The sequence below is a fragment of the Streptomyces sp. NPDC043685 genome (genome assembly GCF_056436585.1).
In genome coordinates this window covers 579,194-604,181 of sequence record NZ_JBWKCH010000006.1, presented here as the reverse complement: position 1 = coordinate 604,181, position 24,988 = coordinate 579,194, and the positions used below count along the sequence as shown (strand labels likewise).

General features: G+C 73.5%; 20 protein-coding genes. 8 read left to right on the top strand and 12 right to left on the bottom strand.

Features of this window, described 5'->3' with window-relative positions; all coding sequences use genetic code 11:
- Positions 1-291 precede the first annotated feature (291 nt).
- Entirely contained in the window at positions 292-1,965 is a 1,674-nt protein-coding gene (locus tag AC0665_RS22585) for a PucR family transcriptional regulator (protein ID WP_478705662.1), read from the top strand.
- A 165-nt stretch (positions 1,966-2,130) separates the two neighbouring features.
- Positions 2,131-2,898, top strand: a complete 768-nt coding sequence (locus AC0665_RS22580; protein WP_468631882.1) for a hypothetical protein — start codon at positions 2,131-2,133, stop codon at positions 2,896-2,898.
- A 312-nt stretch (positions 2,899-3,210) separates the two neighbouring features.
- Here AC0665_RS22580 and AC0665_RS22575 read toward each other — a convergent pair whose 3' ends face one another.
- The gene (locus tag AC0665_RS22575) at positions 3,211-4,017 is read right to left on the bottom strand and encodes a GntR family transcriptional regulator (protein WP_478603860.1); all 807 of its coding nucleotides are present in this window, start codon (positions 4,015-4,017) and stop codon (positions 3,211-3,213) included.
- A 177-nt stretch (positions 4,018-4,194) separates the two neighbouring features.
- On the opposite strand from AC0665_RS22575, the gene AC0665_RS22570 reads away from it, so the two are divergent.
- Both AC0665_RS22570 and AC0665_RS22565 read left to right on the top strand, forming a co-directional pair.
- Positions 4,195-5,046, top strand: a complete 852-nt coding sequence (locus AC0665_RS22570) for a (2Fe-2S)-binding protein (RefSeq protein ID WP_478603862.1) — start codon at positions 4,195-4,197, stop codon at positions 5,044-5,046.
- Positions 5,047-5,350: 304 nt separating this feature from the next.
- Positions 5,351-6,391 (top strand): DUF2637 domain-containing protein, encoded by a 1,041-nt coding sequence (locus AC0665_RS22565; RefSeq protein ID WP_363119116.1) that lies wholly within the window; start codon positions 5,351-5,353, stop codon positions 6,389-6,391.
- 58 nt (positions 6,392-6,449) lie between these two features.
- On the opposite strand, the gene AC0665_RS22560 is transcribed toward AC0665_RS22565, so the two are convergent.
- Together AC0665_RS22560 and AC0665_RS22555 are read right to left on the bottom strand one after the other, a co-directional pair.
- Positions 6,450-6,932, bottom strand: coding sequence for an ATP-binding protein (locus AC0665_RS22560; protein ID WP_468403181.1), 483 nt, complete (start codon positions 6,930-6,932; stop codon positions 6,450-6,452).
- Between the two features lie 428 nt (positions 6,933-7,360).
- Positions 7,361-7,984, bottom strand: coding sequence for a hypothetical protein (locus AC0665_RS22555; protein WP_478603864.1), 624 nt, complete (start codon positions 7,982-7,984; stop codon positions 7,361-7,363).
- A 238-nt stretch (positions 7,985-8,222) separates the two neighbouring features.
- On the opposite strand from AC0665_RS22555, the gene AC0665_RS22550 reads away from it, so the two are divergent.
- A complete protein-coding gene (locus AC0665_RS22550; protein ID WP_478705661.1) occupies positions 8,223-9,548 on the top strand; it encodes a helix-turn-helix domain-containing protein in 1,326 nt (441 codons plus the stop codon).
- Here AC0665_RS22550 and AC0665_RS22545 read toward each other — a convergent pair.
- Together AC0665_RS22545 and AC0665_RS22540 are read right to left on the bottom strand one after the other, a co-directional pair.
- On the bottom strand, positions 9,545-11,287 hold the full coding sequence (locus AC0665_RS22545) for a pyruvate dehydrogenase (protein ID WP_478510316.1): 1,743 nt from the start codon (positions 11,285-11,287) through the stop codon (positions 9,545-9,547). The two genes, AC0665_RS22550 and AC0665_RS22545, sit on opposite strands and share 4 nt — an antisense overlap.
- Before the next feature lie 66 nt (positions 11,288-11,353).
- The gene (locus AC0665_RS22540; protein ID WP_478705660.1) at positions 11,354-13,114 is read right to left on the bottom strand and encodes a protein phosphatase 2C domain-containing protein; all 1,761 of its coding nucleotides are present in this window, start codon (positions 13,112-13,114) and stop codon (positions 11,354-11,356) included.
- A 210-nt stretch (positions 13,115-13,324) separates the two neighbouring features.
- Here AC0665_RS22540 and AC0665_RS22535 point away from each other — a divergent pair, with 210 nt between their 5' ends.
- A complete protein-coding gene (locus AC0665_RS22535; RefSeq protein ID WP_468403171.1) occupies positions 13,325-13,807 on the top strand; it encodes a DUF456 domain-containing protein in 483 nt (160 codons plus the stop codon).
- Positions 13,808-13,810: 3 nt separating this feature from the next.
- Here the strand turns inward: AC0665_RS22535 and AC0665_RS22530 are convergent, their stop codons facing one another.
- The 6 genes from AC0665_RS22530 to AC0665_RS22505 form a co-directional block, all read right to left on the bottom strand.
- The gene (locus tag AC0665_RS22530) at positions 13,811-14,305 is read right to left on the bottom strand and encodes a methylated-DNA--[protein]-cysteine S-methyltransferase (RefSeq protein ID WP_478510318.1); all 495 of its coding nucleotides are present in this window, start codon (positions 14,303-14,305) and stop codon (positions 13,811-13,813) included.
- A complete protein-coding gene (locus tag AC0665_RS22525; protein WP_478705659.1) occupies positions 14,305-15,717 on the bottom strand; it encodes a DNA-3-methyladenine glycosylase 2 family protein in 1,413 nt (470 codons plus the stop codon). Before AC0665_RS22525 ends, AC0665_RS22530 begins: the two co-directional genes overlap by 1 nt.
- A gap of 500 nt (positions 15,718-16,217) precedes the next feature.
- Complete coding sequence (gene rsgA / locus AC0665_RS22520; RefSeq protein WP_478705658.1) at positions 16,218-17,324, bottom strand: ribosome small subunit-dependent GTPase A; 1,107 nt, start codon at positions 17,322-17,324, stop codon at positions 16,218-16,220.
- Positions 17,325-17,534: 210 nt separating this feature from the next.
- The gene (locus AC0665_RS22515) at positions 17,535-19,025 is read right to left on the bottom strand and encodes a cellulose binding domain-containing protein (RefSeq protein WP_478603879.1); all 1,491 of its coding nucleotides are present in this window, start codon (positions 19,023-19,025) and stop codon (positions 17,535-17,537) included.
- A gap of 237 nt (positions 19,026-19,262) precedes the next feature.
- The gene (locus AC0665_RS22510) at positions 19,263-20,582 is read right to left on the bottom strand and encodes a radical SAM protein (protein WP_468403161.1); all 1,320 of its coding nucleotides are present in this window, start codon (positions 20,580-20,582) and stop codon (positions 19,263-19,265) included.
- A gap of 124 nt (positions 20,583-20,706) precedes the next feature.
- Positions 20,707-21,714 (bottom strand): hydroxyacid dehydrogenase, encoded by a 1,008-nt coding sequence (locus tag AC0665_RS22505; RefSeq protein WP_478603881.1) that lies wholly within the window; start codon positions 21,712-21,714, stop codon positions 20,707-20,709.
- 184 nt (positions 21,715-21,898) lie between these two features.
- Here AC0665_RS22505 and AC0665_RS22500 point away from each other — a divergent pair, with 184 nt between their 5' ends.
- Entirely contained in the window at positions 21,899-23,155 is a 1,257-nt protein-coding gene (locus AC0665_RS22500; protein WP_478705657.1) for a D-arabinono-1,4-lactone oxidase, read from the top strand.
- A 393-nt stretch (positions 23,156-23,548) separates the two neighbouring features.
- On the opposite strand, the gene AC0665_RS22495 is transcribed toward AC0665_RS22500, so the two are convergent.
- Positions 23,549-23,899 (bottom strand): helix-turn-helix transcriptional regulator, encoded by a 351-nt coding sequence (locus AC0665_RS22495; protein ID WP_468403155.1) that lies wholly within the window; start codon positions 23,897-23,899, stop codon positions 23,549-23,551.
- 236 nt (positions 23,900-24,135) lie between these two features.
- On the opposite strand from AC0665_RS22495, the gene AC0665_RS22490 reads away from it, so the two are divergent.
- Positions 24,136-24,798 carry an ANTAR domain-containing protein gene (locus tag AC0665_RS22490; protein WP_478603890.1) on the top strand — a complete coding sequence of 221 codons (663 nt, stop codon included), beginning with the start codon at positions 24,136-24,138 and terminating at the stop codon, positions 24,796-24,798.
- Positions 24,799-24,988: the final 190 nt, after the last annotated feature.

Genomic DNA, 24,988 nt, shown 5'->3' with positions numbered 1-24,988 from the left:
TCGTCTTCTCGTGGGGCGTTCAGATTGAGCCAATCCGTGTGCGGCGGTCCCGGCTCGTTCATGTGCTGTTGACGCGTAGTGGACTCAGTACACAGCGCGCTGCGCCGAGCGAGTCAGTCACGGAAACCATGAAGGAGTTGGCTGGCCAGGTAAGGCATCTTGTAGATTCGTATGAACAGAGCCCCTGGGAAACCTCCTCGTTCTCCTGTGGAAACGCGCGACTCGGCCGCGTGACCTGGAACACAGCCGGGGCAGGGCTTGATTTCGAGACAAAGAACGGCGGCGACGAGAATGCGGCTGCGCGCACTGCTGGACACCGACGCGCTGGGCCTCAAGCTGCTCGGCGGCGAGGAGGAGCTGGACCGCACGGTGCGGGGTGTGATGACCACCGACCTGCGCGATCCCAGCCGCTACCTCGCGGGCGGCGAACTGGTGCTCACGGGCCTGGCCTGGCGCCGGGACGCCGACGACTCGGAGCCGTTCGTCCGGATCCTGGTGCAGGCGGGTGTGACCGCCCTGGCCGCGGGCGAGGCCGAGCTCGGGGACGTCCCGGAGGACCTGGTCGTGGCCTGCGCCCGCCACCGTCTGCCGCTCTTCGCGGTGCACGAGTCGGTGGCGTTCGCGACGATCACCGAGCACGTCGTACGGCAGGTCTCCGGCGAGCGCGCCGGGGACCTCGCGGCGGTCGTGGACCGCCACCGCCGGATGATGACCTCCGGCCCGGCGGGCGGCGGCCCGGACGTGGTCCTGGACCTGCTCGGCACCGACCTGGACCTGCGGGCCTGGGTCCTGTCCCCCACCGGCCGCCTGATCGCGGGCTCGAAGGCGGCCGGCCCCGCCCTGCCGGCCGGGACGTGCGCCAGGCTCGCGGGAGAACACCTGGCCGCCACCCGCACGGGCCGCCGCGGCCCGCACCGCGCCGTCCTGGGCGCCACCACGTACTCCCTGTTCCCGGTCCGCTCCACGGGCCGCTCCCCGCAGCCCTCCCGGGACGCCCGCGAGTCCGTCCTGTCGGACTGGCTGCTGGCCGTCGAGGCGGACGCCGCGGACTGGCCCGAGGAGCGCCTGGACCTGCTCTACGGCGTCACCCAGCTGATCGCGGTCGAACGGGACCGGCGCGACGCGGCCCGCACGGTCCGCCGCCGCCTCGCCCAGGAGGTCCTGGAACTGGTCCAGACGGGCGCGGCCCCCGCCGAGATCGCCGCCCGTCTGCGCGTCGCGGCGCCGGTGCTGCTGCCCGGCCTGGGCGCCGCGCCGCACTGGCAGGTGGTCGTGGCCCGCGTCGACTGGGACGGCGAGGGCATCGAGGGCGGCCCGGTGGCGCAGGCCCTGCTGGAAGAGGTCCTCGTCGACCCCGCGGCCGCCGGGCCGGAGCACTCCGACCGCATCGCCGTGGCGCACGCGGGCGGCGAGGCCATCGCCCTGGTCCCCCTGCCTGCCGTCTCGACCGAGCACGACGGCTCCGAGGCGGGGATCCTCGCGGACACGCTTCTGCAAGCCGTACGGGACCCCCTCACGGCGGGCCTCGACGGCGACGGCCGCCTCACCCTGGGCGTCAGCGCGGCCGTCCACTCGGCGGAGGGTCTGCGCGGCGCGCTGGAGGAGGCACGCCACGCCCGGCGCGTCGCCGCGGCCCGCCCGGGCCGCGTCTGCGCGGCGGGCCACCAGGAACTGGCCTCGCACGTCCTGCTGCTGCCGTTCGTCCCGGACGACGTCCGCCGGGCCTTCACGGCCCGCCTGCTGGACCCCCTGCGCGACTACGACCGCCGCCACCGCGCCGAGCTGATCCCCACCCTGGAGGCCTTCCTCGACTGCGACGGCTCCTGGACCCGCTGCGCCGCCCGTCTGCACCTGCACGTCAACACGCTGCGCTACCGGATCGGCCGGATCGAGCAGTTGACGAGTCGTGACCTGTCGCGCCTCGAGGACAAGCTGGACTTCTTCCTGGCACTGCGCATGAGCTGATACACGGGGTGTCCCGGCGGCAAACCCGGGGCACCCCCGTGTCCCACGACTTTGTGAAATCCTTCACCCGCCCCCTTGGCCCGGCCCGCCGATTCATGCTGAGATGCCGCCACCACTCAACAGCTCGATGGCGTGCTCGGGGAGGGCAACGTGGCGCATACCGCCATGTCTGGTAACGGAACGACCGCCGGTGACGATCCCCTCCAGACCGCGGTATGGCGGCTGCGCTCGCGCGGGTGCTGGTCCGACGCGGCCGCCCTGCTGCTGCCGGCCACACCGGCGGCGGCGCTCCAACGCGCGTCGCTGCTGGTGGAACGGTGTCTGTACACCGAGCAGGGCTGGGAGGAGGCCGAGGACGCGCTGCGCACGGCCGAGGCGATGGCCCACAGCGACGACGAACGCGGCGCGGCCGCTTGTGAACGCGGTTACCTGGCCTACGCGGCGACGCTGCTCGCGGTGCGGGACCGGGCCGACGAGGCGCGGGCCGCGCTCGGGAGGGCGGCGGCGCTGGTTCCTCCGGGGGCTCCGGCGCGGGCCCTGCTGGACTTCCGCCGGGGTCTCCTCGCGGAGAACCTGACGAGCGCGCCCCAGGCGGCGCGGGCCGCGTACCGCCGGGCCCACGCGGGGGCGACGGCCCACTCCGACCCCCTGCTGCTCTCCTTCACCTGGCGCCACCTCGCCGGACTCGCCCTGCGGGACGGAGAGTTGGCGGAGGCGCGGCACGGGTTCGCCGAGTCGCTGCGGATCCGGGAGGAGCTGGGCTATCTCGTCGGCACGGCACCGGCGCTGGTGTCCCTCGCCGACACCGAGACGGAACCGGAGGCGTCCCGGCTGCGTGAGGAGGCCCGGCGGCTGTTCCGGCTGCTCGGGGGCGTGCCGACGTGGCTGTCCCGCCAGTTGGCTCCGCCGGTTCCGCCGGCTGCGACGGCTTGAGGGGGTGCGAGGTACTCGGCGTTGTCGCTGAGGCCGGGTGGGTTCGCAACCCGGCGGAACGGGGTGCCTCCCCCAAGCTCTCGGCTTCGCTCGAGCAGGGGGGACCCCCACGCCCACCCGTGCCGCCCCAGGCGGCACGCATGCCCGCAGGCTGAGCGGACCCGCACCCGCGTACGGCGAGAAGGGGCCGTGTCGGGGGGTGTCCGCCCGCAGCGGTTGGCGCGTCAACGAACAGTCAGTCGGCACGCAAGCCCATCGCGCCGTTCCGAGGACGGACACCCCCCGGCGCGGCCCCGACCCACCACCCGGCGGTCAGGCGGAGCCCGCACCCGCACCCGCGAAGTGCTCGCCCACCAGCGCCCGGACCACGTCCAGGTCCCGGGCGATCAGCGCGTCCAGCAACGCCGTGTGTTCGTGCGCGTCGGCCACCAGGTCGGCCCGCCCCCGGCCCGCCGGCCCACCCCCGACCAGCGGCCACTGGGCCCTGCGGTGCAGATCCTCCGCGATCTGGACCAGCTGCCCGTTGCCCGAGAGGGACAGCAGGGCCCGGTGGAACCCGCGGTCGGACTCCGCGTAGGTCGCGCGGCAGCCGGAGGACGCCGCGCGGACCGTGGCCTCGGCGAGAGGGCGCAGCTCGGCCCAGCGTTCGGCGGGGACGGTACGGGCCAGCCGCAGCATCACCGGGACTTCGAGCAGCGCCCGGACCTCGGCCAGTTCCGCCAGTTCCCGAACTCCCCGCTCGACCACGCGGAACCCGCGGTTGGGGACGACCTCGACGGCGCCTTCGAGGGCCAGTTGCTGCATGGCCTCCCTCACCGGCGTGGCCGAGACCCCGAACCGCTCGCCGAGCACCGGCGCCGAGTACACCTCTCCGGGCAGCAGATCCCCCGCCACCAGCGCGGCCCGCAACGCGTCCAGGATCTGCCCGCGCACCGAGGCCCGCTGGATCACCGGCCGGACCCGCGGGGCCCCCGGCGCGGCCGGCTCACCGTGCGTGTGCTCCCCCCGCACCTCCGCGGCCTGAGGCGGAACCCGCGTGGGCCCGGCCGGTTCCGCCGCCACCCGCGCCGCCGCCCACGGCGTCCCCGTGTCCGCGGAGCCCTGCGCTCCCTGCTTCACGGGGCCTCCTCCGGATGTGTCGGTACTTGGGGTCATTACGGCCGGTTGTTACTCGTCCGTCAAGCACCATAAGCGCACCGGCCCCCAGTTCACATCCCAGTTCGATGTCCGCGGATCTTGGGTAAGGTTAGGCTTACCTTCAAGAGCCCCGTTTCACCCCGACGGATCGGTGATCACATGCCCGCGCCCCTTTCGGCCGTCTCCGGCGCCTACACCCGCCTGGCCGAGATCCTCCCGGGGCTCGCCGTCACCGAGCTGGACACCGGCGACGAGGCGCCGCGCGGCGCCGGCTGGACCACCGCCGCCGACCTCGCGGCCGCGGGCCCCGCCCTCGACCGCTTCCTGGCGTGGGACGTGGACCAGATCGAACGGGACTACGGCCGGCGGGCCCGCCCCGACGTCGTCGCCGGCTTCGGCCTGCACCGCTACGCCTGGCCCGCCTGCCTACTGATCACCGTCCCGTGGTTCCTGCACCGCCGGGTCCCCCGCTACCCCGTGACCCATGTCTCGTACGACCGCACCACCCCCGGCCACGCCATCGGACACCTGGCCGTCCGTCCCGCGGGCTTCGCCTGCCTGCCCGGCGACGAGGCGGCGGCACTGCCCGGCGCCCGGGTCGTCCCCGACGAGGAGGCGCTGCGCGCGGAAGTGCGGTCGGCGGTCGCCGAGCACCTGGAGCCGGTCCTGACCGGTTTCGGGCCCCGGATGCGGCGCCGCGGACGCGCCCTGTGGGGTATGGCGACCGACGAGATCGTCGATGGCCTGTGGTACGTCGCCCAGCTGCTCGGCGAGACCGAGGAGCGGCGCGCGATGCGCGAGCTCGAGCTGCTCCTGCCGGGCGCGGCCAAGCCGTACGTGGGGACGCCGGCGTTCCGGGAGCTGACCGGCCCCGCCGGCGAGCCCCTGCTCACCCGGGACCGCGCGAGCTGCTGCATGTTCTACACGCTGCGCCCCGAGGACACCTGCGCCACCTGCCCGCGCACCTGCGACGCGGAGCGTGTCACCAAGCTGCTGGCCACGGCCGGTTGACGCACGGGCGGGGCCGATCACCCCCGCCGTCCCGTAAGATCATCGCGATACCGGGCACCCACATGCCCACCCGCGATTCACAAACTCCCCACTGATCACGGGAACTTTCCGGGGAACCACTCGTACGGGTAGTCTTGTTCGAACTCAACTCCCGCCCCTCAAGCGGCAGTTCGAGCAGAACGCCGCCCTGGGCATTCCCTTGCACTTCCTTGGCGGCCTCTTGCCCCGAAACCCTCTGAGGGCCGATGGGATTGGGCCACTATGGCGGGCGTTACGCCCTATCCCAATGCAAGGGACCACCCAGATGAGACTGACCGACATATCGCTGAACTGGCTGCTTCCGGGCGCCGTGCTGCTCCTGGGCATGCTGGCGGCGGTGGCGGTGCTCGCGCGCGGCAAGCGCTCCTCGGTCAAGAACGCGAGCGCGGACGACTCCTGGGAGCGCAGCGAGGAACGCCGCAGACGCAAGGAAGCCCTCTACGGCACCCTCTCCTACCTCCTGCTCTTCTGCTGTGCGGCCGTCGCCGCCCTGCTCTCCTTCCACGGCCTGGTCGGCTTCGGAGAGCAGAACCTCGGGCTCTCCGGCGGCTGGCAGTACCTCGTCCCGTTCGGTTTGGACGGCGCGGCGATGTTCTGCTCCGTCCTCGCGGTGCGCGAGGCCAGCCACGGTGACGCGGCGCTCGGCTCCCGGATACTGGTCTGGACGTTCGCCTTCGCCGCGGCCTGGTTCAACTGGGTGCACGCGCCCCGGGGCGCCGGCCACGCGGGTGCCCCCCACTTCTTCGCCGGCATGTCCCTGTCGGCGGCGGTCCTGTTCGACCGCGCGCTGAAGCAGACCCGCCGGGCCGCGCTGCGGGAGCAGGGCCTGGTGCCCCGCCCGCTGCCGCAGATCCGCATGGTGCGCTGGCTGCGCGCCCCCCGGGAGACCTACCGCGCCTGGTCGCTGATGCTCCTCGAGGGTGTGCGCAGCCTGGACGAGGCCGTCGACGAGGTGCGCGAGGACAAGCGCAAGAAGGAAGAGACCCGGCAGCGGCGGCGTGACCAGCAGCGCGTGGAGCGGGCCCAGCTGAAGGCGATCAGCCGCGGCCACCGCGGTCACTTCGGCCGTGGCGGCGGACGGCAGCTGGACGTCCAGGTGGAGCGCGGCTCCTCGCAGGTCTCCGCGGAGCCTGCCATATCGGCGCCGGAGCCCCTGCCCGTCCGCTCGCGTCCCTCCCTTCAGCCGGTGCGCAAAGGGACTGATCCCGTGACCGTGGACCTCACCGCGGAGGACGACACCATGGCGCTGCCCCGGCTGGACTCCCTGGAGCGCAAGCTCAAGGACCTCGAGCAGCAGTTCGGTTAGCCGAGCCGCGTCAGGAGCGGCGAGGGGGCGTGGCCTGCGGGCCGCGCCCCCTCGGCGTTCACGCCGCCTCCGCCTCCAGCTCGAACCAGACGGCCTTGCCCACGCCGTGCGGCCGGACCCCCCAGGCGTCGGCGAGGGACTGCACCAGGAACAGGCCCCGCCCGCTCGTACCGTCGTCGGCGGCCGGTACCCGCGGCCGGGGCAGGCGGGCCACGAAGTCCCGCACCTCCACCCGCAGTCCGCGAGGTCCTACGGTGGCCGTCAGGACCGCGTCGTGGTCGGTGTGGACGATCGCGTTGGTGACGAGTTCACTGGTGAGCAGTTCGGCCACGTCCGACTGCCCGTGCTTGCCCCACTGCCCGAGCAGTTCCCGCAGGGCTCTGCGGGCCTCCGGGACGGCCCGCAGGTCCGCCCGCCCGAGTCTGCGCCGCAACTGCGGCACCGGCGCCTGCTCGATGATGTCGTCGGTGCCGTCCTCCACCGTCTTCGTCGCGAAGCCCCCGATCGCTATGGGACCGCCTCGTCGTGCCTGCCTCTCCATGTCCCCCGCCCGCGCGCCGATGTCGGTTCCCCTCCTGCTCGAACACGTTCACGGGGATCCATGCCCCAACGGGCACGCGGCAGTCATGTCGGATCGTCAACGACCGGGTGTTCGGCCACCGGAAGGGAGCGGCCTGGCCGGGCGGCGGGTCGCCGAGCGGTACGGCGACGGAGGGGAGGGAGACAAGAGGGTAGCCGGTCATCGTCCCCGGACGGATCCTGACCGCCGGAGATCGGACGATGGGCCGACGGCCGGCTGCCGATCCCTGCGTACGCGGTGAGGGGCCGGGGCACCGGGCCGGAGTGTGCGGCGCGGCCGTGAAGTTGGCCGAAGTACGACGGTCCGCACGGCCGCCACGAGCAGGGCGGGGGCCGCCCTCCCTCACCCCCGTGGCGGGAGGACGGCCCCCGGTCTCGCGTCGGGCGCGGTCAGTACAGCTTGTTGACGGCGGTGGTCGTCGTCTTCTTGAAGGCACCGACGGGGGCGTCCTCGAAGTCGCCCATCTGGCCCCACTTCACGACGGTGACCGTCCTGCCGTCACGCCCGACGGACAGCAGCGAGATGTCCGTGGCACCCCAGGACGTCTCGGTGTGCAGGCCGCGGACACGGGCGCCCTCCTCGACGGGCAGCGTTCCGTAGTCCCGGCCCTCGGCCTCGATGTCCGGGTCGGACTTCTCGATCCGGTCGGCGCAGGTGCGGATCAGATCGTCGTAGTGCTTCGCCAGGGCCTTGGCCTGAGCGGCTGTGCCGGTCACGACCGTCAACTGCACCGCGCCCGTCTCCAGTTCGGTCCGGAACTCGCGGTGCCGGTAGGTGTAGGAGAGCACGCCCTCCGTGCTCACGCAGGACCCGAGCGACTCCGGGAAGCCCTCGGTGACCGGGCCGGCCGTCCAGGCCGAGCTCGGGTGCGGCGGCAGCTCGGACGCCGACAGGAACTTCGGTGCGGCGGCCTTCGGCGCGGCACCGGCGGCCGGTGCCGTGAGGACCGTGCCCGCCGCGAGGGCGGCGACGGTGAGTGCGGCGAGCGCGCTCGCTCGGACGTGCTTGGGCATGGGTGTCCCCCGTGGGTGCAGGAATGAATGCGTGGATGGTCGATGCCACCGAGAGTCCGGCTGGTCGGCCCGGACCCGCTCGGTGCGACACCACAAGCATCAGCGGTCACACGGGGCGGACGCAACGGCCCCCGGCCGATCCGGCGCGGTGGAACCATCCCAGCCCGTCTGACGTGCAGGTACATGAGGTGCCTGGGATGCCGTTCCGGGCCGGGTCGGACCTGAGGACGGGGGAACGGTGTCGGCAGACAAGGACGTCGACGACGTCGGGGAGTTCGCGGCGCTGCTGAGGACGCTGAAGGAGCGCACGGACCGCAGTTACGGTGCGCTGGCCCGGCGTCTGGCGATGAACACCTCGACCCTGCACCGCTACTGCGCGGGCGAGGCGGTGCCGGTGGACTTCGCCCCCGTGGAGCGTTTCGCCGCCCTGTGCGGGGCGTCCCCGCAGGAGCGTCTGGAGCTCCACCGCCGGTGGCTCCTTGCGGTGGCGGCACGGCAGCGGCCCCGGGCGGCGGGCCCGGCCGTCACGGCCGACGACGAACAGGGCGCGGTCGCCGCGGAGGCGGAGGAACCGCAGCCCGCACCGCGCGCCGCCGACGGCCCTGCCGACGAGGCGGCGCCGCTCCCCCGCCGTCCCTGGTACCGCCGCGGACGCGTCGCGGTCGGCCTGGTGGTGGCCTGCGCGGTGCTCGCGGCACTCGGGAGCCTCGCCGCGCTGCCGGACGGGCGGCGTGCGTCCGCCGGCGACCGCGCCCCGTCGGCCGGTCCGGCCCCGGCCGTGACGGCGGAGCCGAAGGCCCCGGACCGCGCCGGCACCGCCTCCCCCACCCCGAACGGCGGCTCCCCCGCCCCCGAGCGGCCCTCGCCCTCCGCCACGGCGACGAAGAAGCCAGCCGCCCCCTCTTCCTCCGCCCGCGCCACCCCTCCCTCCGACGCGGACGACTCCACCGCCCCGCTCACCTGGTCGGCCGACTCCCAGGCGTGGAAGCTGGGCTGCGGTCACGACTACGTCGTCGCCGCGCCGCCCGGGGAGGTGCCACCGCCGCCGGTCCCGCAGGACGCCGGGGTCTGGGCCGGCTCACAGAACGCGGTGCACGGCGGCGAGACACTCGTGCGGCTGTCCGTCCAGGGGCGCACCGACACGGCGGTCGTGCTGGAGGCGCTGCGGGTGCGCGTGGTGGGACGCACGGCACCCGCGCAGGGGAACGCCTACGCCATGGACCGGGGCTGCGGCGGTGCCCTCACCCCGCGCTCCTTCGACGTGAACCTCGACAAGGACCGCCCCATCGCCCGGGCGGTCGCCGGGAACGACACGGGTACGCCGATCCCGGCGGTGCGCATGCCCTACCGCGTCTCCGCCCGGGACCCGGAGGTGCTGCTCGTCAACGCCAGGACCCAGGCGTGCGACTGCCGCTGGTACCTGGAGCTGGACTGGTCCTCCCAGGGCCGCACGGGCACGGTCCGCATCGACGACGGCGGCCGCCCGTTCCGGACCAGCGGCATCAAGGGCCTGCCCCGCTACGTGTACGACACCTCGGCGCGCGCGTGGACGCCCTACGACTAGAACCGCGGCACGTTGCGCAGGTTGGACCGGGCCATCTGGAGCATCCGGCCGACGCCGCCGTCCAGCACGATCTTCGAGGCGGACAGGGCGAAGCCGGTCACCATCTCGGCCTTGATCTTCGGTGGGATGGACAGCGCGTTGGGGTCGGTGACGACGTCGACGAGGGCCGGGCCCTTGTGCTTGAAGGCGTCCTTCAGCGCCCCGGGGAGGTCCTTGGGCTTCTCCACGCGCACCCCGTAGGCACCGCAGGCGCGGGCGACGGCGGCGAAGTCGGGGTTCTTGTTGGCGGTGCCGTGCGACGGCAGGCCGGCGACCAGCATCTCCAACTCGACCATGCCGAGGGAGGAGTTGTTGAACAGGACGACCTTGACCGGGAGGTCGTACTGCACCAGCGTCAGGAAGTCGCCCATCAGCATGGAGAAGCCGCCGTCGCCGGACATCGACACGACCTGCCGCTTGCGGTCGGTGAACTGCGCGCCGATCGCCATGGGCAGCGCGTTCGCCATCGAGCCGTGGGAGAAGGAACCGATGACGCGGCGGCGGCCGTTGGGTGAGATGTAGCGGGCGGCCCAGACGTTGCACATGCCGGTGTCGACCGTGAACACGGCGTCGTCGGCGGCCACTTCGTCCAGCACGGACGCCACGTACTCGGGGTGGATGGGCGTGTGCTTCTCGACCTTGCGCGTGTAGGCCTTCACCACCCCCTCCAGCGCGTCCGCGTGCTTCTTCAGCATCCGGTCCAGGAAGCGGCGGTTCTTCTTCTCCTTCACCCGCGGGATCAGACAGCGCAGTGTCTCCCGTACGTCGCCCCACACCGCGAGGTCCAGCTTGGAGCGGCGGCCCAGGTGTTCCGGCCGGATGTCGACCTGGACGATCTTCACGTCGTCGGGGAGGAAGGCGTTGTAGGGGAAGTCGGTGCCGAGCAGGATCAGCAGGTCGCACTCGTGGGTCGCCTCGTAGGCGGCGCCGTACCCGAGCAGTCCGCTCATGCCGACGTCGAAGGGGTTGTCGTACTGGATCCACTCCTTGCCGCGCAGGGCGTGCCCGACCGGGGACTTGATCTTCCCGGCGAACTCCATGACCTCGGCGTGCGCGCCCGCGGTGCCGCTGCCGCAGAACAAGGTGACCTTGCCGGCCTCGTCGATCATCTCGGCGAGCCGGTCGATCTCGGCGTCACCGGGGCGGACCGTCGGCCGGGAGGTGACGAGGGCGGTCTCGGCGGCCTGCTCCGGGGCGGGCTCGTCGGCGATGTCGCCGGGCAGGGTGACGACGCTGACGCCGCTGCGGCCGACGGCGTTCTGGATGGCGGTCTGGAGCAGCCGCGGCATCTGCTGCGGGCTGGAGATCATCTCGCTGTAGTGGCTGCACTCGGCGAACAGCCGGTCGGGGTGGGTCTCCTGGAAGTAGCCGAGGCCGATCTCGCTGGAGGGGATGTGCGAGGCCAGGGCGAGCACCGGGGCCATGGAGCGGTGGGCGTCGTAGAGGCCGTTGATGAGGTGGAGGTTGCCGGGGCCGCAGGAACCGGCGCAGGCGGCGAGGCCGCCGGTGATCTGCGCTTCGGCACTGGCGGCGAAGGCGGCGGTCTCCTCGTGCCGGACGTGGATCCAGTCGATGGCGGAGTTGCGGCGGACGGCGTCGACGATCGGGTTGAGACTGTCGCCGACGACGCCGTAGAGGCGTTTGACCCCGGCACGGGTCAGGATGTCGACGAACTGTTCCGCGACGTTCTGTTTGGCCATGGTTCTCGTCTGCCCCTTCGGTCTCCTGGGATCCCTCCGGGTTCCATCAAGTCACACCGCTCGCGCTCACGCCTCCCACACCGCGGCGGCCGTACGGTCGTCCGCATAACCTTTGACGCGTACTTGGGAGTCGGCGAGGAACGCGGCGAGGCCGGGCGGTTCGGGGCGGGACCAGCGCTCGGCGAGGTACTCGCCCAGTTCGGGCTCACCGCGCAGCGGTTCGGCGAGGCCGCCGCTGCACATCAGGAGCGTGTCACCCGGGCGGGCGACGGAGGTGCGGAAGCGGAAGGGCTCGCGGGGCGGCTCCGGGGCCGGTTCGTAGGGGCTGGGCGGGGTGGGGATGCCCAGGTCCATGGTGAGCCGGTCGCCCTCGGGCGTCTCGGAGGGCGGTGAGCCGAACCCCACGACGGGTTCGCCCCTGACGTCGGTGACGGGCGGTTCTATGTCCTGCCACTCCCCCTCCCGCAACCGGAACAGTCCGCCCGGGCCGACCCCGAAGAACACGCGGGTGCGGCAGGCGGGATCGGCCGCCAGCAGCAGACAGCGCAGGCTGGCCGCGTACTCCTCCGGGTCGACGCCCTGTTCGGAGGCGCTGGCCCGCAGCTTGCCGAGACTGCGGTCGGTGAGCCGGTGCAGCCCGGACTTCAGGTCACCGCGACGGCCGTCCCTTATGTCCTCGACCAGGCGTGCGTGGCTGCGCCCGACGGCCCTGCCGATCCAGTGGCAGGCCTCGGCGGCGGCCCGGTGCGCACCGGGTGCGGCCCGGGTCCCGGTCGCCATCGCCACCAGCAGCAGCGCGCGCTCCCCGGTGCCGAACCGGGCCGTGAGCAGCGAGTCCCTGCGGGGTTCACCCCGGTACCGCGCGGAGTCGCCCCGCACCGAGACGGCCCGCACCGTACAAGCTCCGTACCGGGCCCCGTCGAGCACGGTGTCCGCCACGAGGTCGTCGAGGTCGTCCGGATCGGCGGCCGGGAGAGCCGTGGGCTCGGCGTCATAGGTGGGCGGCCGGGTCCCCACGTGGCCACGGGAGTGGGGGACGGACACGGGCCGCTCGATCCGGGGGCCGGCCTGTTCGGGCGGGGCCGGCGGCTCGGTGGGGCGTGGCGGCGCCGAGGGGGGTTCCGTGGGGGGTGGAGCCGTGAGGGGTGGGGTCGTGGGGGGTGGAGCCGTGGGCGGTGGCCCGGCCGGGCGCGGGGGCAGGGGCGGCAGCTCCCCGGGGCTGGCCGGCGAGGCCTCCGGCACGGCCGGAGAGGTGGGGATCACCGGCGCGTCGTCCACCGTGGCCGAGCGGGACCCGAGGTCCGGCCAGGTGGGAGGCGCCGTGCGGGGCGGGGGGACCGGAGGCGCGGAAGAGGGGGGCCGCCCCGGGCCGGCCGGGGCCCCACCGGAGCCACCCGGCGAAGCCGCACCGCCCGTACCCCCCGGTGGGAGCCCACCGGGGTCGGCCCCCGGCCGAGCCGCCTCGTCCCGGCCGGCGGGGGGAGGGGACGCTGCCGGGAAGCTCGCCGGCCCCGGTGGGCGGGGCGGCGGTTCCCAGGGGGCGCGTGCTGGAGTCCGGTCCGCCGGGGGCAGCGCGTCGGGGAGGTCGTCGGCTCCGGCCCGCGGCGCCGGGACCACCGGCTCCGCTCCGTACGGCCGCGCCGTCCGCCCCTCCGCGGGACCGGACCGCCCTCGCGGCCCGTCACCCACCGCTCCGGACGCCGAGGCGAACCGGTCGTCCAGGGAATCCGGTGCCGGTGCCGGGCCGGTGTCGTCGGTGGAGTCGTCGTACAACTGCCTCCACCAGTCGTCCTCGTGACCGGTGGGCCTTCCCCCCTGCTGGCTCATGCCCGTCATTGTCCACCGCACGAGCGGGATGAAAACGGGGCTTGTGGAAAAAACCGGCCCACCGCGGCCCCGTGAACGGCACGTCGAGTGAGTCGTAGAACGGCCATGCGAAATCGGATACCGGCGGGGCGCGAGCGGCTGACCTGCGGGTCTGGGCCGCGGCCAGGCTCCTGACCTGCGCGTTCTCGCGGGTTCCGGCAGTCTGGTCAGATGGGAGTGTGGGACCTCCTGCTGGTCGGGCTGGTCATCCTGCTCGGGCTGTGCGGAGTGCTGCTGCCCGCCATGCCGGGATCGTGGCTGGTGTGGGCCGCGGTCCTGTGGTGGGCGCTGAAGGATGCGCAGCCCGTCGCCTGGTGGGTGCTGGTCGGCGCCACGGTCCTGCTGCTCGCCTCCCAGGCCGCGCGCTGGACCCTGCCGCCGCGGCGGCTGCGGATGAACGGCACCACCCGCCGCATGCTGGCCTGCGCCGGAGCCGGTTCCCTTCTCGGTTTCGTCCTGGTACCCGTCCTCGGCGCGATCCCGGGATTCCTGGGCGGGGTGTACCTCTTCGAACGGCTGCGCCTGGGCCGTCACGCCGACGCGGTCGCCGCCCTGCGCACGGTCATGCGCGCGGGCGGCTCCAGCGTCCTGGCCGAACTGTTCACCTGCCAGCTGATCGCGGCGGCCTGGGTGGGCGCGGTGTTCTGGGGCTGAGCCTCAGGCCGGAAGCACACCCTCGTGCGTCAGCAGCCGCACCTTGCGGTCCAGGCCGCCCGCGTATCCGGTCAGTGCGCCGCCCGCCCCGATCACCCGGTGGCACGGCCGGACCACCAGCAGCGGATTCGCGCCGATCGCCCCGCCCACGGCCCGTACGGCCGCCCGGGGCGCCCCGATGCGCGCGGCGATCTCGCCGTACGTCACGGTCGAGCCGTACGGGATGTCGTCCAGCGCGGCCCAGACCTTCTCCCGGAAGGGCGTGCCCTCGGCGCGAAGGGCCAGGCGGAACTCCTTCAGCTCCCCGGCGAAGTAGGCGGCGAGCTGCTCCTCGGCCTCCCGGAAGGGCCCGGGGTCGCGCCGCCAGTCGTCGCGCACGGTGCGCCCGCCCTTCTGGCCGGGCAGCGACAGGGAGGTCAGCTCGCCGGTCGGGGCGGCGGTGAGGAGCAGCGGCCCGAGGGGGCCGGGCACGGTGGTCCAGTAGGTCGGGTCGGTCATCACAACTCCCACTCCCCTGCTGCGCGCAGGTGGTTCACAGCGTACGAGCGCCAGGGGCGCCAATGGTCGGGGGCGTCGAGGCCGGGCGGCGCCACGTCCGGGTCGCCGAGGGCACGGGTGCGGATGACCGCGACCGTGCGGGCGTCCAGGCCGGGCACGGCCAGCAGGGCGTGCCGCGTGGCGTCCCGGTCGGCACCGGGGTCGAGGCGGACGGCCCGGTCGGCGAGGGCGGCGGTGAGCGCGCCGAGGGTGCCGCCGGGTTCGGCGCCGGCGAGGACGGCGGGCTCCGGGAAGAGGTGGGTGAGGCTCCCGCAGGGGGCGTCGAGGGCCTTGCCGTAGCGGCGTACGAGCCGTTCCGCCTCCGCCGGGCCGGTCAGGGCGCGCACCGCGAGCTCCTCGGGGTCGGCGGTGCCCGGTGAGCGCAGTCCGGGCCGGGCGGCGACCAGGGGTGCGAGCCGCGGGTCGGCCGCCAGGCGCTCGTCGACGGCGTAGGGGTCGGCGTCGAGGTCGAACAGCCGCCGCAACCGCTGGACGGCGTTGGTGAGGTCGCGCGGGTCGGTGAGGTGCAGCCGGGCGTCGAGCCAGCCGCCCGGGTGGGCGCCGGATCCGGTCCGGGCGGTGCCGGGGCGTTCGTCGACGGCGGCGATGCCGGTGCCGTACGGCAGCCGGAGGGTGCGCCGGTAGGTGCGGGTGCCGGGCGGGCCGCTCACCTCCTCGATGCCGGGCACGGCCTCGCGTTCCAGCAGGTCGAAGACGGGGCCGGCCCGGTAGGGGCCCCGGTGGGCGAGCCGGAGCGGGATGCCGGCGTTCGGGGTGGCGGTGCGGCGGCCCCGGCCGTGCTTGGGCGCGGCGGCGCGCAGTGCGCTCGGGGTCGAGTCGTACACGGCGCGGATCGTGTCGTTGAACTGCCGCACGCTGGCGAAGCCCGACGCGAAGGCGATCTCGGTGATCGGCAGCTCGGTGGTCTGCACCAGGACGCGCGCGGTGTGGGCCCGCTGGGCCCGGGCGAGAGCGACCGGTCCGGCGCCGAGCTCTGCGGTGAGCTGCCGCTGCACCTGCCGTGCGCTGTAGCCGAGGCGTCCGGCGAGCCCGGCGACGCCCTCCCGGTCGACCACGCCGTCGGCGATCAGCCGCACGGCACGGCCGACCACGTCCGCGCGTACGTTCCACTCGGCGGACCCGGGCACGGCGTCAGGTCGGCACCGCCGGCAGGCCCGGAATCCGGAGCCCTGGGCGGCGGCGGCCGTGGCGAAGAACCGCACGTTGGCCCGCTTCGGGGTGACCGCGGGGCAGCTCGGCCGGCAGTAGATGCCGGTCGTCTCCACGGCGAAGAAGAACACGCCGTCGAAACGGGCGTCGCGGCTGCGTACGGCCTCGTACCTGGTGTCCTCATCCGTCGCTTGGTCTCTCACGACTCCAGTCTCCGACGCCGGCGGAACGGCCGCTGGCGGAAATCGGACACCGAGATGGGGCCGGGGGCGGGGTGAACGGCCCCCGCTGCCCCGCCCGAGGGGCGGGACACCTGGCCCCGGGCGACACGTGCCCGGCCGCGGGACGCCGAGCCCCCCGGCGACACCGGCGCCCCAGGGGACAACGGGCCCCCGGCGAGAGGCCCGACAGCGAACACCCGGCTGCCGCAGCACCAGCCCACAACGGAACACCGAGCCCCCGGGCGACACCGGCCCGGCACTGGCGCACCGGACCCCCGTGACACCGACGCCGCAACGGAACGACAGGCCCGGCGGCACCGGCCCCACAACGGGACACCGAATCCCCGGCAGCACCGGCCCACAATGGGACACCGAACCCCGGCGACACCGTCCCCGCAACGGAACGCCGAGCCCCGGCGGCGCCGCCCCCGCAAGGACAACGGCCCGCCGGGGAACCCGGTCCCACCGCAGGGCGGGGAGCGTCACGCGCGCCAGTGCACTCCCCGCTTCGCCTCGAGCGCGGCCTTGCCCATCGCCCCCTTCCGCTTCCAGTCCTTGCGGATCTCGGCCCGCAGCCGGGCGTCGGTCTTGGCGACGATGCGCTGGTTCTCCCGCAGCAGCTTGCGGTAGCTCTGCAGCCGTCGCTCCGGCAGGTCACCGGTCTCGACCGCGGCGAGCACGGCGCAGCCCGGCTCGGCCTCGTGGGCGCAGTCGTGGAAGCGGCACCGCTCGGCCAGTTCCTCGATCTCGGAGAACACCTGCCCGACGCCGGTCCCGGCGTCCCACAGGCCGACGCCGCGCAGCCCGGGCGTGTCGATCAGGACGCCCCCGCCGGGCAGGGCGAGCAGGTTGCGCGTGGTGGTGGTGTGACGGCCCTTGCCGTCGACGTCCCGGGTGGCCTGGACGTCCATGACGTCCTCGCCGAGCAGCGCGTTGGCGAGGGTCGACTTGCCCGCGCCGGACTGCCCGAGCAGCACGGACGTCCCCCCGCCGACGATCGCGGCGAGCACGTCGAGCCCGTCCCCGTCGACGGAGCTGACGGTGACGACCGGCACGCCGGGCGCGCTGGTCTCCACGTCCTGGACGAGGTGCGAGCGGGTCACGGCGTCCGGCACGAGGTCGGCCTTGGTGAGGACGACGACGGGCTGCGCCCCGGACTCCCAGGCGAGGGCGAGGAAGCGCTCGATGCGGCCGAGGTCCAGCTCGACCGCGAGGGACACGGCGATGACGGCGTGGTCGACGTTGGCCGCGAGGATCTGCCCTTCGGAGCGCTGGGAGGAGGTGGAGCGGACGAAGGCGGTGCGGCGCGGCAGGTAGGTGCGCACGTAGCGCGGGTTGCCGCCGGGGTCGACGGCAACCCAGTCGCCGGTGCACACGACCCGCAGGGGGTCGTGCGGGGTGACGAACGCGGTGTCGGCCCGCAGCAGCCCGCCCGCGGTGACGACATCGCACTGCCCGCGGTCGACGCGGACGACCCGGCCGGGCAGCAGCCCTTCGGTCTCGTACGGGGTGAACGCCTCGGCCCAGATTTCGTCCCAGCCGTAGGGAGCGAGCGCGGAGAAAACGGATGCGGCAGAAGAGGAAGACAAGGGTGACCCTTCTCAGGTCGGCCCCGGCCCGACGGTCGGTCGGATCAGCCGGCGGCCTTGGAGGTGGACGTGATGATCTGGATGCGAGCAGCGCTCATCGCAATGACAGCCATCGGTCGACACCTCCTCGTCCCTCTTGGTCTGCTTCTCGTCCGGAACCGCCGAGTGCGCGGAACCGCCGTCACGTTATCGCGTCACGGCGGAGGCGCGTCAACTGTTTTTGGCGCAGGCATGGCCGTTCAGTTCGAAGCCGTACGGCGGGGAGTTCTTCCCGCGCCAGGAGGCGAGGAAGCCGAAGGCCAGATCGCCGCCCGCGGGGACCGACTTGTTGTAGTCGGCGGCGGTGGCGGTGACGCGGGAGCCGTTCTGGGCGACGGAGGCGTCCCACATCTGGCCGACCTGCTGGCCGTCCCGGAAGGACCAGGCGACGCGCCAGGAGTCGAGCGGCTCGGTGCTGGTGACGGTGACGGTGGCCTGGAAGCCGTCGGGCCACTGGTTGACCAGGTCGTACTCGACCCGGCAGACGGGCTCGTCCTTCTCGTCGGGTTCGCTCCGGTGGGTGGGCGAGGAGGTGCCCTGGGGTTCGGTGTGGCGGTTCTCGCCGTCCGGCTTGCCGGAGGGGTCCGACCGCTTGGTGCGCTCGGTGTTCCGGCCGGCCGGTTTCGAGGTCGCGGGCGGCAGGGACGGGGCGGACGGCAGGGAGGGGCCGGGGTCGGCCACCGGCTGACGGTCGCCGCCGGGTGCACCGAGGTCGTCGCCCTCGCCGCCGAAAGGCATGAGCGAGACGCCGAGGGCCAGCGCGGAGACCAGGACGGCGGCGACGAGGAGGCCGTTGCGGGCCACGCGGGTCTTCTGCTCGGCGTCCTCCGGTTCTCCCCCCTTCTGGTCGGCCGCGCCGGGCCGTCCGGCGCCGAGGCGCACCTCGGCGGCTCGGCGGCGGCGCTCCAGGTAGGCGAGGCCGCCCCAGCCGATCACCCCGCCGGCCAGCGCACCGGGCAGCCCGCCGCCGTGCAGGCGCAGACAGGCGGCGGCCTCGGCGCACTGCACGCAGGTGGCGAGGTGGCGGGAGAGGTCGCCGGGGGTGTCGGCGGCGGAGGAACGGGTGACGGCGTCCAGCAGCCGGGCGTAGCTGCGGCACCCGGCGTCCATCGGCGTGTCGAGGTGGTTGCGGTGGCAGCGGTCCCTGAACAGGGTGCGCACCTGCTGGAGTTCCTCGGCGGCGCCGGCCGGGTCGAGGCCCAGACGGCGGGCGACCAGGGGCAGGGGCAGCGCCTCCACCTCGGCGAACCACAGCAGTTCGGCGTCGGGCTGCTGGAGATCGCGCAGTCCGCGCAGCGCGAGCGGGCGTTGCAGCGGCGGGCCGGTGTAGCGGGCGGCCTTGTCCGAGTTGAGCCACAGCCGCAGGTCGGGGTCGAGTTTGTGGCCCTGCCCCTCCTCCTCCCAGGCCGCGGCCGTGGTGCGTACGGCGGTCAGCAGCAGGGGTATGCGGGGCAGTCGGGCCGCGCGGCGGCCGGTGCCGCGGACCGGGCCGGTCTCCGCGGCGCGGGCCTCACGTATGCCGCGTGCGAACGCCTCGCGGCCCAGCTGTGCGGCGGCGGAGGAGCCGGAGGTGCACAGATCGGCGTACGCGAGGACCGCGTCCCAGCACTCGGAGAACAGCGCGGCCTCGGTGGCGTCCTGAGGGGTCGGCAGGTCGGGCATGAGTCTCCTGCATCCACAAGCGAGGTCAACTCACCACATCGGCATCGGAGTTGGGGGGAACCCTCGCGGCAGGGCAAGAGCTTTTCACGCCTCTCACACAACTGACAAGCGCCCTGTTCAGATATCACGACAGGACGGCCGCACCCCCATGACTCCGGTGTCGGAGTGTCATACGGGTACGGCCGCCCTGCGACTCAATGCCGTGGCGTCTCCGAGGAAGACGTCACCGAAGCGTTATCAGACAGTGGTCGGCGCGTCGGCCGGGAGGCTGTCCATGAAGGAGCTGACGGAGAAGACCGCGTTGCCGGCACCGGGCGGACCGTAGCCGGGGGGCGAGGAGAGGCCGAAGTCCTCCATGGTCTGCCGGTAGGCCTGGAGCAGCCGGATGTGGTACTCCAGCGGCGCGCCCTGCGGGTTGGCCTTGCCGAGCGGCGTCGTGGGCTCCGGGCACCAGGTGGTGAAGCGGGGCGTGATGCCGTGCGACATGAAGAAGCGCAGGCCTTCGGTGGTGGAAGCGATGGCCTCGTCGACCGTCTTGAAGCCGAACGGCTCGGCCATCTCCACGCCCGCCACGAAGTTGGGGATGACGTTGCGCGCGCCGAAGACCTCCGCCGAGTCCAGGATGCGCTTGTGCCACTCGTCGCGGCCGACGTAGCGCTCCTTGCCGGGGCAGTACATCTTGAACAGGTACTCGTCCCACACCTCGTAGTTGGGGTGGTAGATCTGCACGCCGTAGTCCTTGAAGCGCTGGACGTCGTCGCGCGGCAGCGCCTGGGCCACGACCTTGCCGATCCAGCGGCCGGGGAAGCGCTCCTCGATGGCCTTGGCGTAGTGGCCGTAGAAGTCGGCCTCGTCGCGGCCGGAAACCGTCTTGGTGATGGCGCCACCGGTGAGGGTGTAGGCGGTGGAGGCCTTGGCGGTGTCGTAGCGGTCGATGATCTCCAGCGCCTCCAGGACCTCCTCCACGTCCTTGACGCCCGTGTAGGGCCGGCCGGCGGCCTTGTGCTGGCGCCAGTTGTGGTTGATGTCGCAGTACTGACACTCCTCCTTGGCGCCGAAGTACTGGCAGACCCGGAAGACCGTCAGGTAGATCAGGTAACCCCACTGGATGGTCGGGGCGACCTCCATGACCGACTTCCCGTTGGAGAGGGTGTGCCGGTAGTACTCGGGCATCGGCGGCACGCCGACGTCGGAGATGCGCCTGCCGTCGAGGTAGAGGCCGAGCACGCCGTCCTCGTTCGCGGCGACGCGGTAGGGCGAGGCGGGGTTCACCCGGACCGAGACGACCGTGCGGCGCAGGTCGTAGGGACCGCCGGTGAGGATGATCTCCTCGGGCGGCCGGCGCAGCGCGGCCTCGCCCAGCTCGGGCAGGGTGCCGTGGTCGAAGGAGAAGATGAAGTACGACTTCGGCTTGACCTCGCCACCCTCGTTGTCGCTGAGCGCGGACGGGTCGAAGGCGACGCCGCCGCGGAGCAGGTCCTCCTTGAAGACGGCCTCCCGCGGTACGTGCGGGAACCGCTCCATCAGATCCTCGACCAGCGCGGTACGGCTGCCCATCCCGTTGCTCCTCCCGGTTCGGACGTACGACTCCTCACGGTATGCCCATGGGTGTACGCGGCCGGTACCGGGTCCCCCCGAGCCGACGGAATGCCCCGTTCGTGGCGTTTCGCGGGGGTGCGGTTCAGGCTTCGCGCGCCAGTGCCGCCCAGTCCACCGCGTGCGCCGGGCTCTCCCCGGCCAGCAGCCGCTCCGCCTCCTGGGCGACGGTCAGGCCGAGCCGGGCCAGCTCGTTGCCCTGGGAGCCCGCGAGGTGCGGGGTGACGAAGGCGCCGGGCAGGTCGTAGAGGGGCGAGTCGGCGGGGAGCGGCTCGGGGTCGGTGACGTCCAGGATCGCGGTGAGCCGCCCGGTGCGCAGTTCCGCCACCAGGGCGTCGTGGTCGACCAGCGCGCCGCGCGCGGTGTTGATCAGCACCGCCCCGTCGGGCATCAGGGCCAGCTCGCGGCGGCCGATCATGTGGTGGGTCTCGGGCGTCTCGGGGGCGTGGACGGTGACGATGGCGCAGGTCCGCAGCAGCTCGTCCAGGGGCAGCAGGGGGACACCGAGCGCGGCGGCCTGCCGTTCGTCGACGTACGGGTCACTGAGGGCCGGCCGCAGATCGAAGGGGCGCAGCAGGTCCAGGACACGGCGGCCGATGCGCGAGGCGCCGATGACGCCGACCCGGCGGCCGTAGTTGCCGATGCCGGGGATGACGCCCCAGCCGGCGGACGTGCGGGAGGTGCGCATCCGCTCGCGGGCGGCGAGGACGTCCTTCCCGGCGAGCAGGATCATGGCGAGGGTGTACTCGGCGACCGGCAGCGCGTTGGCGGCGGCCGCCGACGAGAGGGCGATGCCGCGCTCGCGCAGGGCCGGGGTGGCGAAGGACTTCACGGAGCCGGCGGAGTGCAGCACCGCCCGCAGCCGGGGAGCGGCGTCGAGGACCTTCTCGTCGAGGCGGGGGCATCCCCAGCCGGTCACCAGAATCTCGGTCCGGGCCAGCACGTCGAGCACACGCGGGTCGGTGAAGTCCTCGGCCACCAGGCCCGGGTCGACGTCGACGGACTCCCGCAGCCGCGCCAGCACCTCGGGCGGGAAGACCTGCGGCACGTTCTCGGCGGCCATGGCGAACAGTCCCTGGGGGCGCTGGCTCAAGGAGGTGACCTTCCGGCTCGGGCGGCGGGCGCTGCGGGAACGGTTCCGGCAACGCGGGTAGAAACCGCTCTCTGCGCTGCATACCGTAGGCCGGGCCGGGCAGCGGCGGCAATGGACGCCGGGCCCGGGGTAGGTTCCGGCGGGGGCATCCCGGTCCCCCGCTGCCTCGGGGAAGGACGACGCGATGAACGGGACCGTGACCAACTGGGCGGGCAACATCACCTACGCGGCCAAGGAAGTGCACCGGCCCGGCTCGCTCACCGCGCTGCGCGCGCTCGTCGCGGACGGCGACCGGGTGCGGGTCCTGGGCAGCGGGCACTCGTTCAACGCGATCGCCGAACCGGGCCCCGAGGGCCTCCTGTTGTCGCTGGCCGGCCTGCCCCCGGAGGTGGACGTCGACACGGCCGCCCGTACGGTCCGCGTCGGCGGAGGTGTGCGCTACGCGGAACTGGCCCGCCGGGTGCACGGTCAGGGACTGGCACTGCACAACATGGCGTCGCTGCCGCACATCTCGGTGGCCGGGTCGGTCGCCACCGGGACCCACGGCTCAGGGGTGCTCAACGGGCCGCTCTCGGCGTCCGTGCGCGAGGTGGAGCTGGTCACGGCCGACGGCTCGACGGTCACGATAGGCCGGGACGAGGAGCGGTTCGGCGGGGCCGTCACCTCGCTCGGCGCGCTCGGCGTCGTCACCGCGCTCACCCTGGACCTGGAGCCGGCCTACGAGGTGGAGCAGTACGTCTTCACCGAACTGCCGCTCCAGGGCCTGGACTCCGGGACGTTCGAGACGGTGATGGCGACGGGGTACAGCGTCAGCCTGTTCACCGACTGGCGGGAGCCGGGCTTCAGGCAGGTGTGGCTCAAGCGGCGCACCGACCAGCCGCTGCCTGCCTTCCCCTGGGCCGCTCCCGCCACGGAGAAGATGCATCCGGTGCCGGGCATGCCCGCGCTCAACTGCACCGAGCAGTTCGGCGTGCCGGGGCCCTGGCACCAGCGGCTGCCGCACTTCCGGGCGGAGTTCGTCCCGAGCAGCGGGGCGGAGCTGCAGTCGGAGTACCTGCTGCCGCGCGGGCACGCCGTGGAGGTGCTGCGCGCGCTCGACGCGATCCGGGGGACGGTCGCGCCCGTCCTGCAGACCTGCGAGGTGCGCACGGTGGCCGGTGACGACCAGTGGCTGAGCCCCTCCCACGGCCGGGACACCGTCGCGGCGCACTTCACCTGGATCGAGGACACGCAGGCGGTGCTGCCGGTGGTGCGCCGGGTCGAGGAGGCGCTGGCCCCCTTCGCCGCCCGGCCCCACTGGGGCAAGGTGTTCACGGTGCCCGCGGCTGCCCTGAGCGGGCTGTATCCGCGACTCGGTGACTTCCGGTCGCTGGCGCGGGAGCTGGACCCTTCGGGGAAATTCAGCAACGCCTTCGTCCGGGACGTGCTGGCGGGGGCGTAGCCGGGGCGGGCGGTTTCCGGCCCCCGCCGGCGAAAGGGAGCCATACCTTCGCGCGGGGCGTGCGCGCCGGGCCCAGTCCGGGCACCGGGCGGGCGTCACGACGACTCGGGGCGCGGGCGATCTCTGGACCCGCCGAGGCAACACCTTCGTGCGGGGCGTGTGTGCCGGGGCACGGTCTGGGCATCTGGCCGATCACCACGACGACTCGCGGCGCGGGCGTCCCTGGACCCGCCGGGGACAGAGCAACGCCTTCGTCCGGGCCCTGCTCGCTCGCCAGGGCACACCCCGGGCACCGGGCCGGTCGTCACACCGGCCCGCCGCGCCCGACGCGGCGAGCACCGGCACCGCACGCGCGGCCCGGGCCCCGTCGCGCGGGTCGCGGCGATCGCCCGGTCAGGCCGTGGCGTGGGGCCGGCCCCGGGAGGCCGTGGTCGTGGCGCGGTCGGCCTCGTCCTTGACCAGCAGGGACATCAGGGACGCCACGGTCAGACCCGCCTCGGCCGGGTGGCGCAGCACCTTGCCGGGGTCGATCCGGTACGTGTTGGAGCGCCCCTCCCGGGTGTGGGAGAGGTAACCGTCCTGTTCCAGGTCGGCGATGATCTTCTGCACGGCCCGTTCCGTGAGCCGGCAGCGGGCCGCGATGTCCCTGATGCGGGCGCTGTGATTGTCGGCGATCGCGGCCAGCACTCGGGCATGGTTGGTGAGGAACGTCCATCCGGTGTGTGGCTCGGGCACTCCATCCATGCCTCAACTCTAGCGACAGAACATTCACGCACTCAAAAACACGTACTTCATTTCATGTATTGATTGACGTGCGTGGGGTAGAGGGGCAACGCTGGAAGCGGAGGCAAGGCGTACAGACGAGGGAGAACAGAGCCATGCCGGAGCCTGCGTACACTGCGCGCTCTCACACGCGGGAGGGCGCCGCGGCCGTGGCGGGCGACAGCGCGCCGGCGGCGGTCCCGCCGTGCATGGCGACCATGGACGTCACACCGGACGGCGATCGGATGTCCGTGACGATGTGGGGTGAACTGGACCTCGGCAGCCGCCGGTTGCTGCCCGAGCTGTACGACATGCTCACCCTGTCGGGCAGCGGCATCGACCTGCGCCTGGACGCGATCGGATTCTGTGACTGCTCGGGCCTCAACGCGCTGCTGGACCTGCGCGCCCGTGCCGTCGATCAGGGCAAGACGGTCACCGTCCGGTCCTGCGGCATCGCGGTCGAGCGCCTCCTCGAGCTGACCGGCACCCGGGAGCTGTTCGCGGACACCGCTCCGCGGGGCGACACCGCACGACCGGCCGCGCCTCCCGCCGCCCCGGTGCGGGAGGACGACCAGGACCTGCGCGCCGAGGTCGCCCAGCTGCGCCGGGCCATGCAGACGCGGCCCACCATCGACCTGGCCCGCGGCATCCTGATGGCCTCCTTCGGCCTGAGCCCCGAGGCGGCCTGGAGCGTGCTGGTCAGGACCTCCCAGAACACCAACACCAAGCTCCACAACCTGGCCCAGGACCTGGTGGGCACCGTGCACGGCACCACACTGCCGGAGCAGGTGCAGCGACAGCTGGCCGCCGCGGTCGCCGGCGCGAGCCACCCGGGCGAGCGGGCGGCCTGCCCCGTGGGCGCTGCCGAGAACGGGGACTGACCGTCCCCGCCCCGCACCCGCGTGCGCCCTGAGGCATCATGGGCGGGCCACCGTCGGCCGTCGGCCACGCCCGGCCGTCAACTGCCCCACCGGGGCGAGCACTTTATAAAGCCCCTTTCCTAACCCCTTGTCGAAAGTCCGGGCAGCCCATAGCCTTGCGCCGCGCCGGTGCCGACGTCCGACCCGGCCC

What these genes read in the sequence shown, in the direction of transcription:
- AC0665_RS22510 (WP_468403161.1), bottom strand. Translation starts at nt 20,582, where the DNA reads ATGGGCAGCCGTACCGCGCTGGTCGAGGATCTGATGGAGCGGTTCCCG.
- AC0665_RS22555 (WP_478603864.1), bottom strand. Translation starts at nt 7,984, where the DNA reads ATGCCCAAGCACGTCCGAGCGAGCGCGCTCGCCGCACTCACCGTCGCC.
- AC0665_RS22565 (WP_363119116.1), top strand. Translation starts at nt 5,351, where the DNA reads ATGAGACTGACCGACATATCGCTGAACTGGCTGCTTCCGGGCGCCGTG.
- AC0665_RS22535 (WP_468403171.1), top strand. Translation starts at nt 13,325, where the DNA reads ATGGGAGTGTGGGACCTCCTGCTGGTCGGGCTGGTCATCCTGCTCGGG.
- AC0665_RS22530 (WP_478510318.1), bottom strand. Translation starts at nt 14,305, where the DNA reads ATGACCGACCCGACCTACTGGACCACCGTGCCCGGCCCCCTCGGGCCG.
- AC0665_RS22490 (WP_478603890.1), top strand. Translation starts at nt 24,136, where the DNA reads ATGGACGTCACACCGGACGGCGATCGGATGTCCGTGACGATGTGGGGT.
- AC0665_RS22540 (WP_478705660.1), bottom strand. Translation starts at nt 13,114, where the DNA reads ATGAGCCAGCAGGGGGGAAGGCCCACCGGTCACGAGGACGACTGGTGG.
- AC0665_RS22495 (WP_468403155.1), bottom strand. Translation starts at nt 23,899, where the DNA reads ATGGATGGAGTGCCCGAGCCACACACCGGATGGACGTTCCTCACCAAC.
- AC0665_RS22545 (WP_478510316.1), bottom strand. Translation starts at nt 11,287, where the DNA reads ATGGCCAAACAGAACGTCGCGGAACAGTTCGTCGACATCCTGACCCGT.
- AC0665_RS22560 (WP_468403181.1), bottom strand. Translation starts at nt 6,932, where the DNA reads ATGGAGAGGCAGGCACGACGAGGCGGTCCCATAGCGATCGGGGGCTTC.
- AC0665_RS22570 (WP_478603862.1), top strand. Translation starts at nt 4,195, where the DNA reads ATGCCCGCGCCCCTTTCGGCCGTCTCCGGCGCCTACACCCGCCTGGCC.
- AC0665_RS22515 (WP_478603879.1), bottom strand. Translation starts at nt 19,025, where the DNA reads ATGCCCGACCTGCCGACCCCTCAGGACGCCACCGAGGCCGCGCTGTTC.
- AC0665_RS22580 (WP_468631882.1), top strand. Translation starts at nt 2,131, where the DNA reads ATGTCTGGTAACGGAACGACCGCCGGTGACGATCCCCTCCAGACCGCG.
- AC0665_RS22585 (WP_478705662.1), top strand. Translation starts at nt 292, where the DNA reads ATGCGGCTGCGCGCACTGCTGGACACCGACGCGCTGGGCCTCAAGCTG.
- AC0665_RS22500 (WP_478705657.1), top strand. Translation starts at nt 21,899, where the DNA reads ATGAACGGGACCGTGACCAACTGGGCGGGCAACATCACCTACGCGGCC.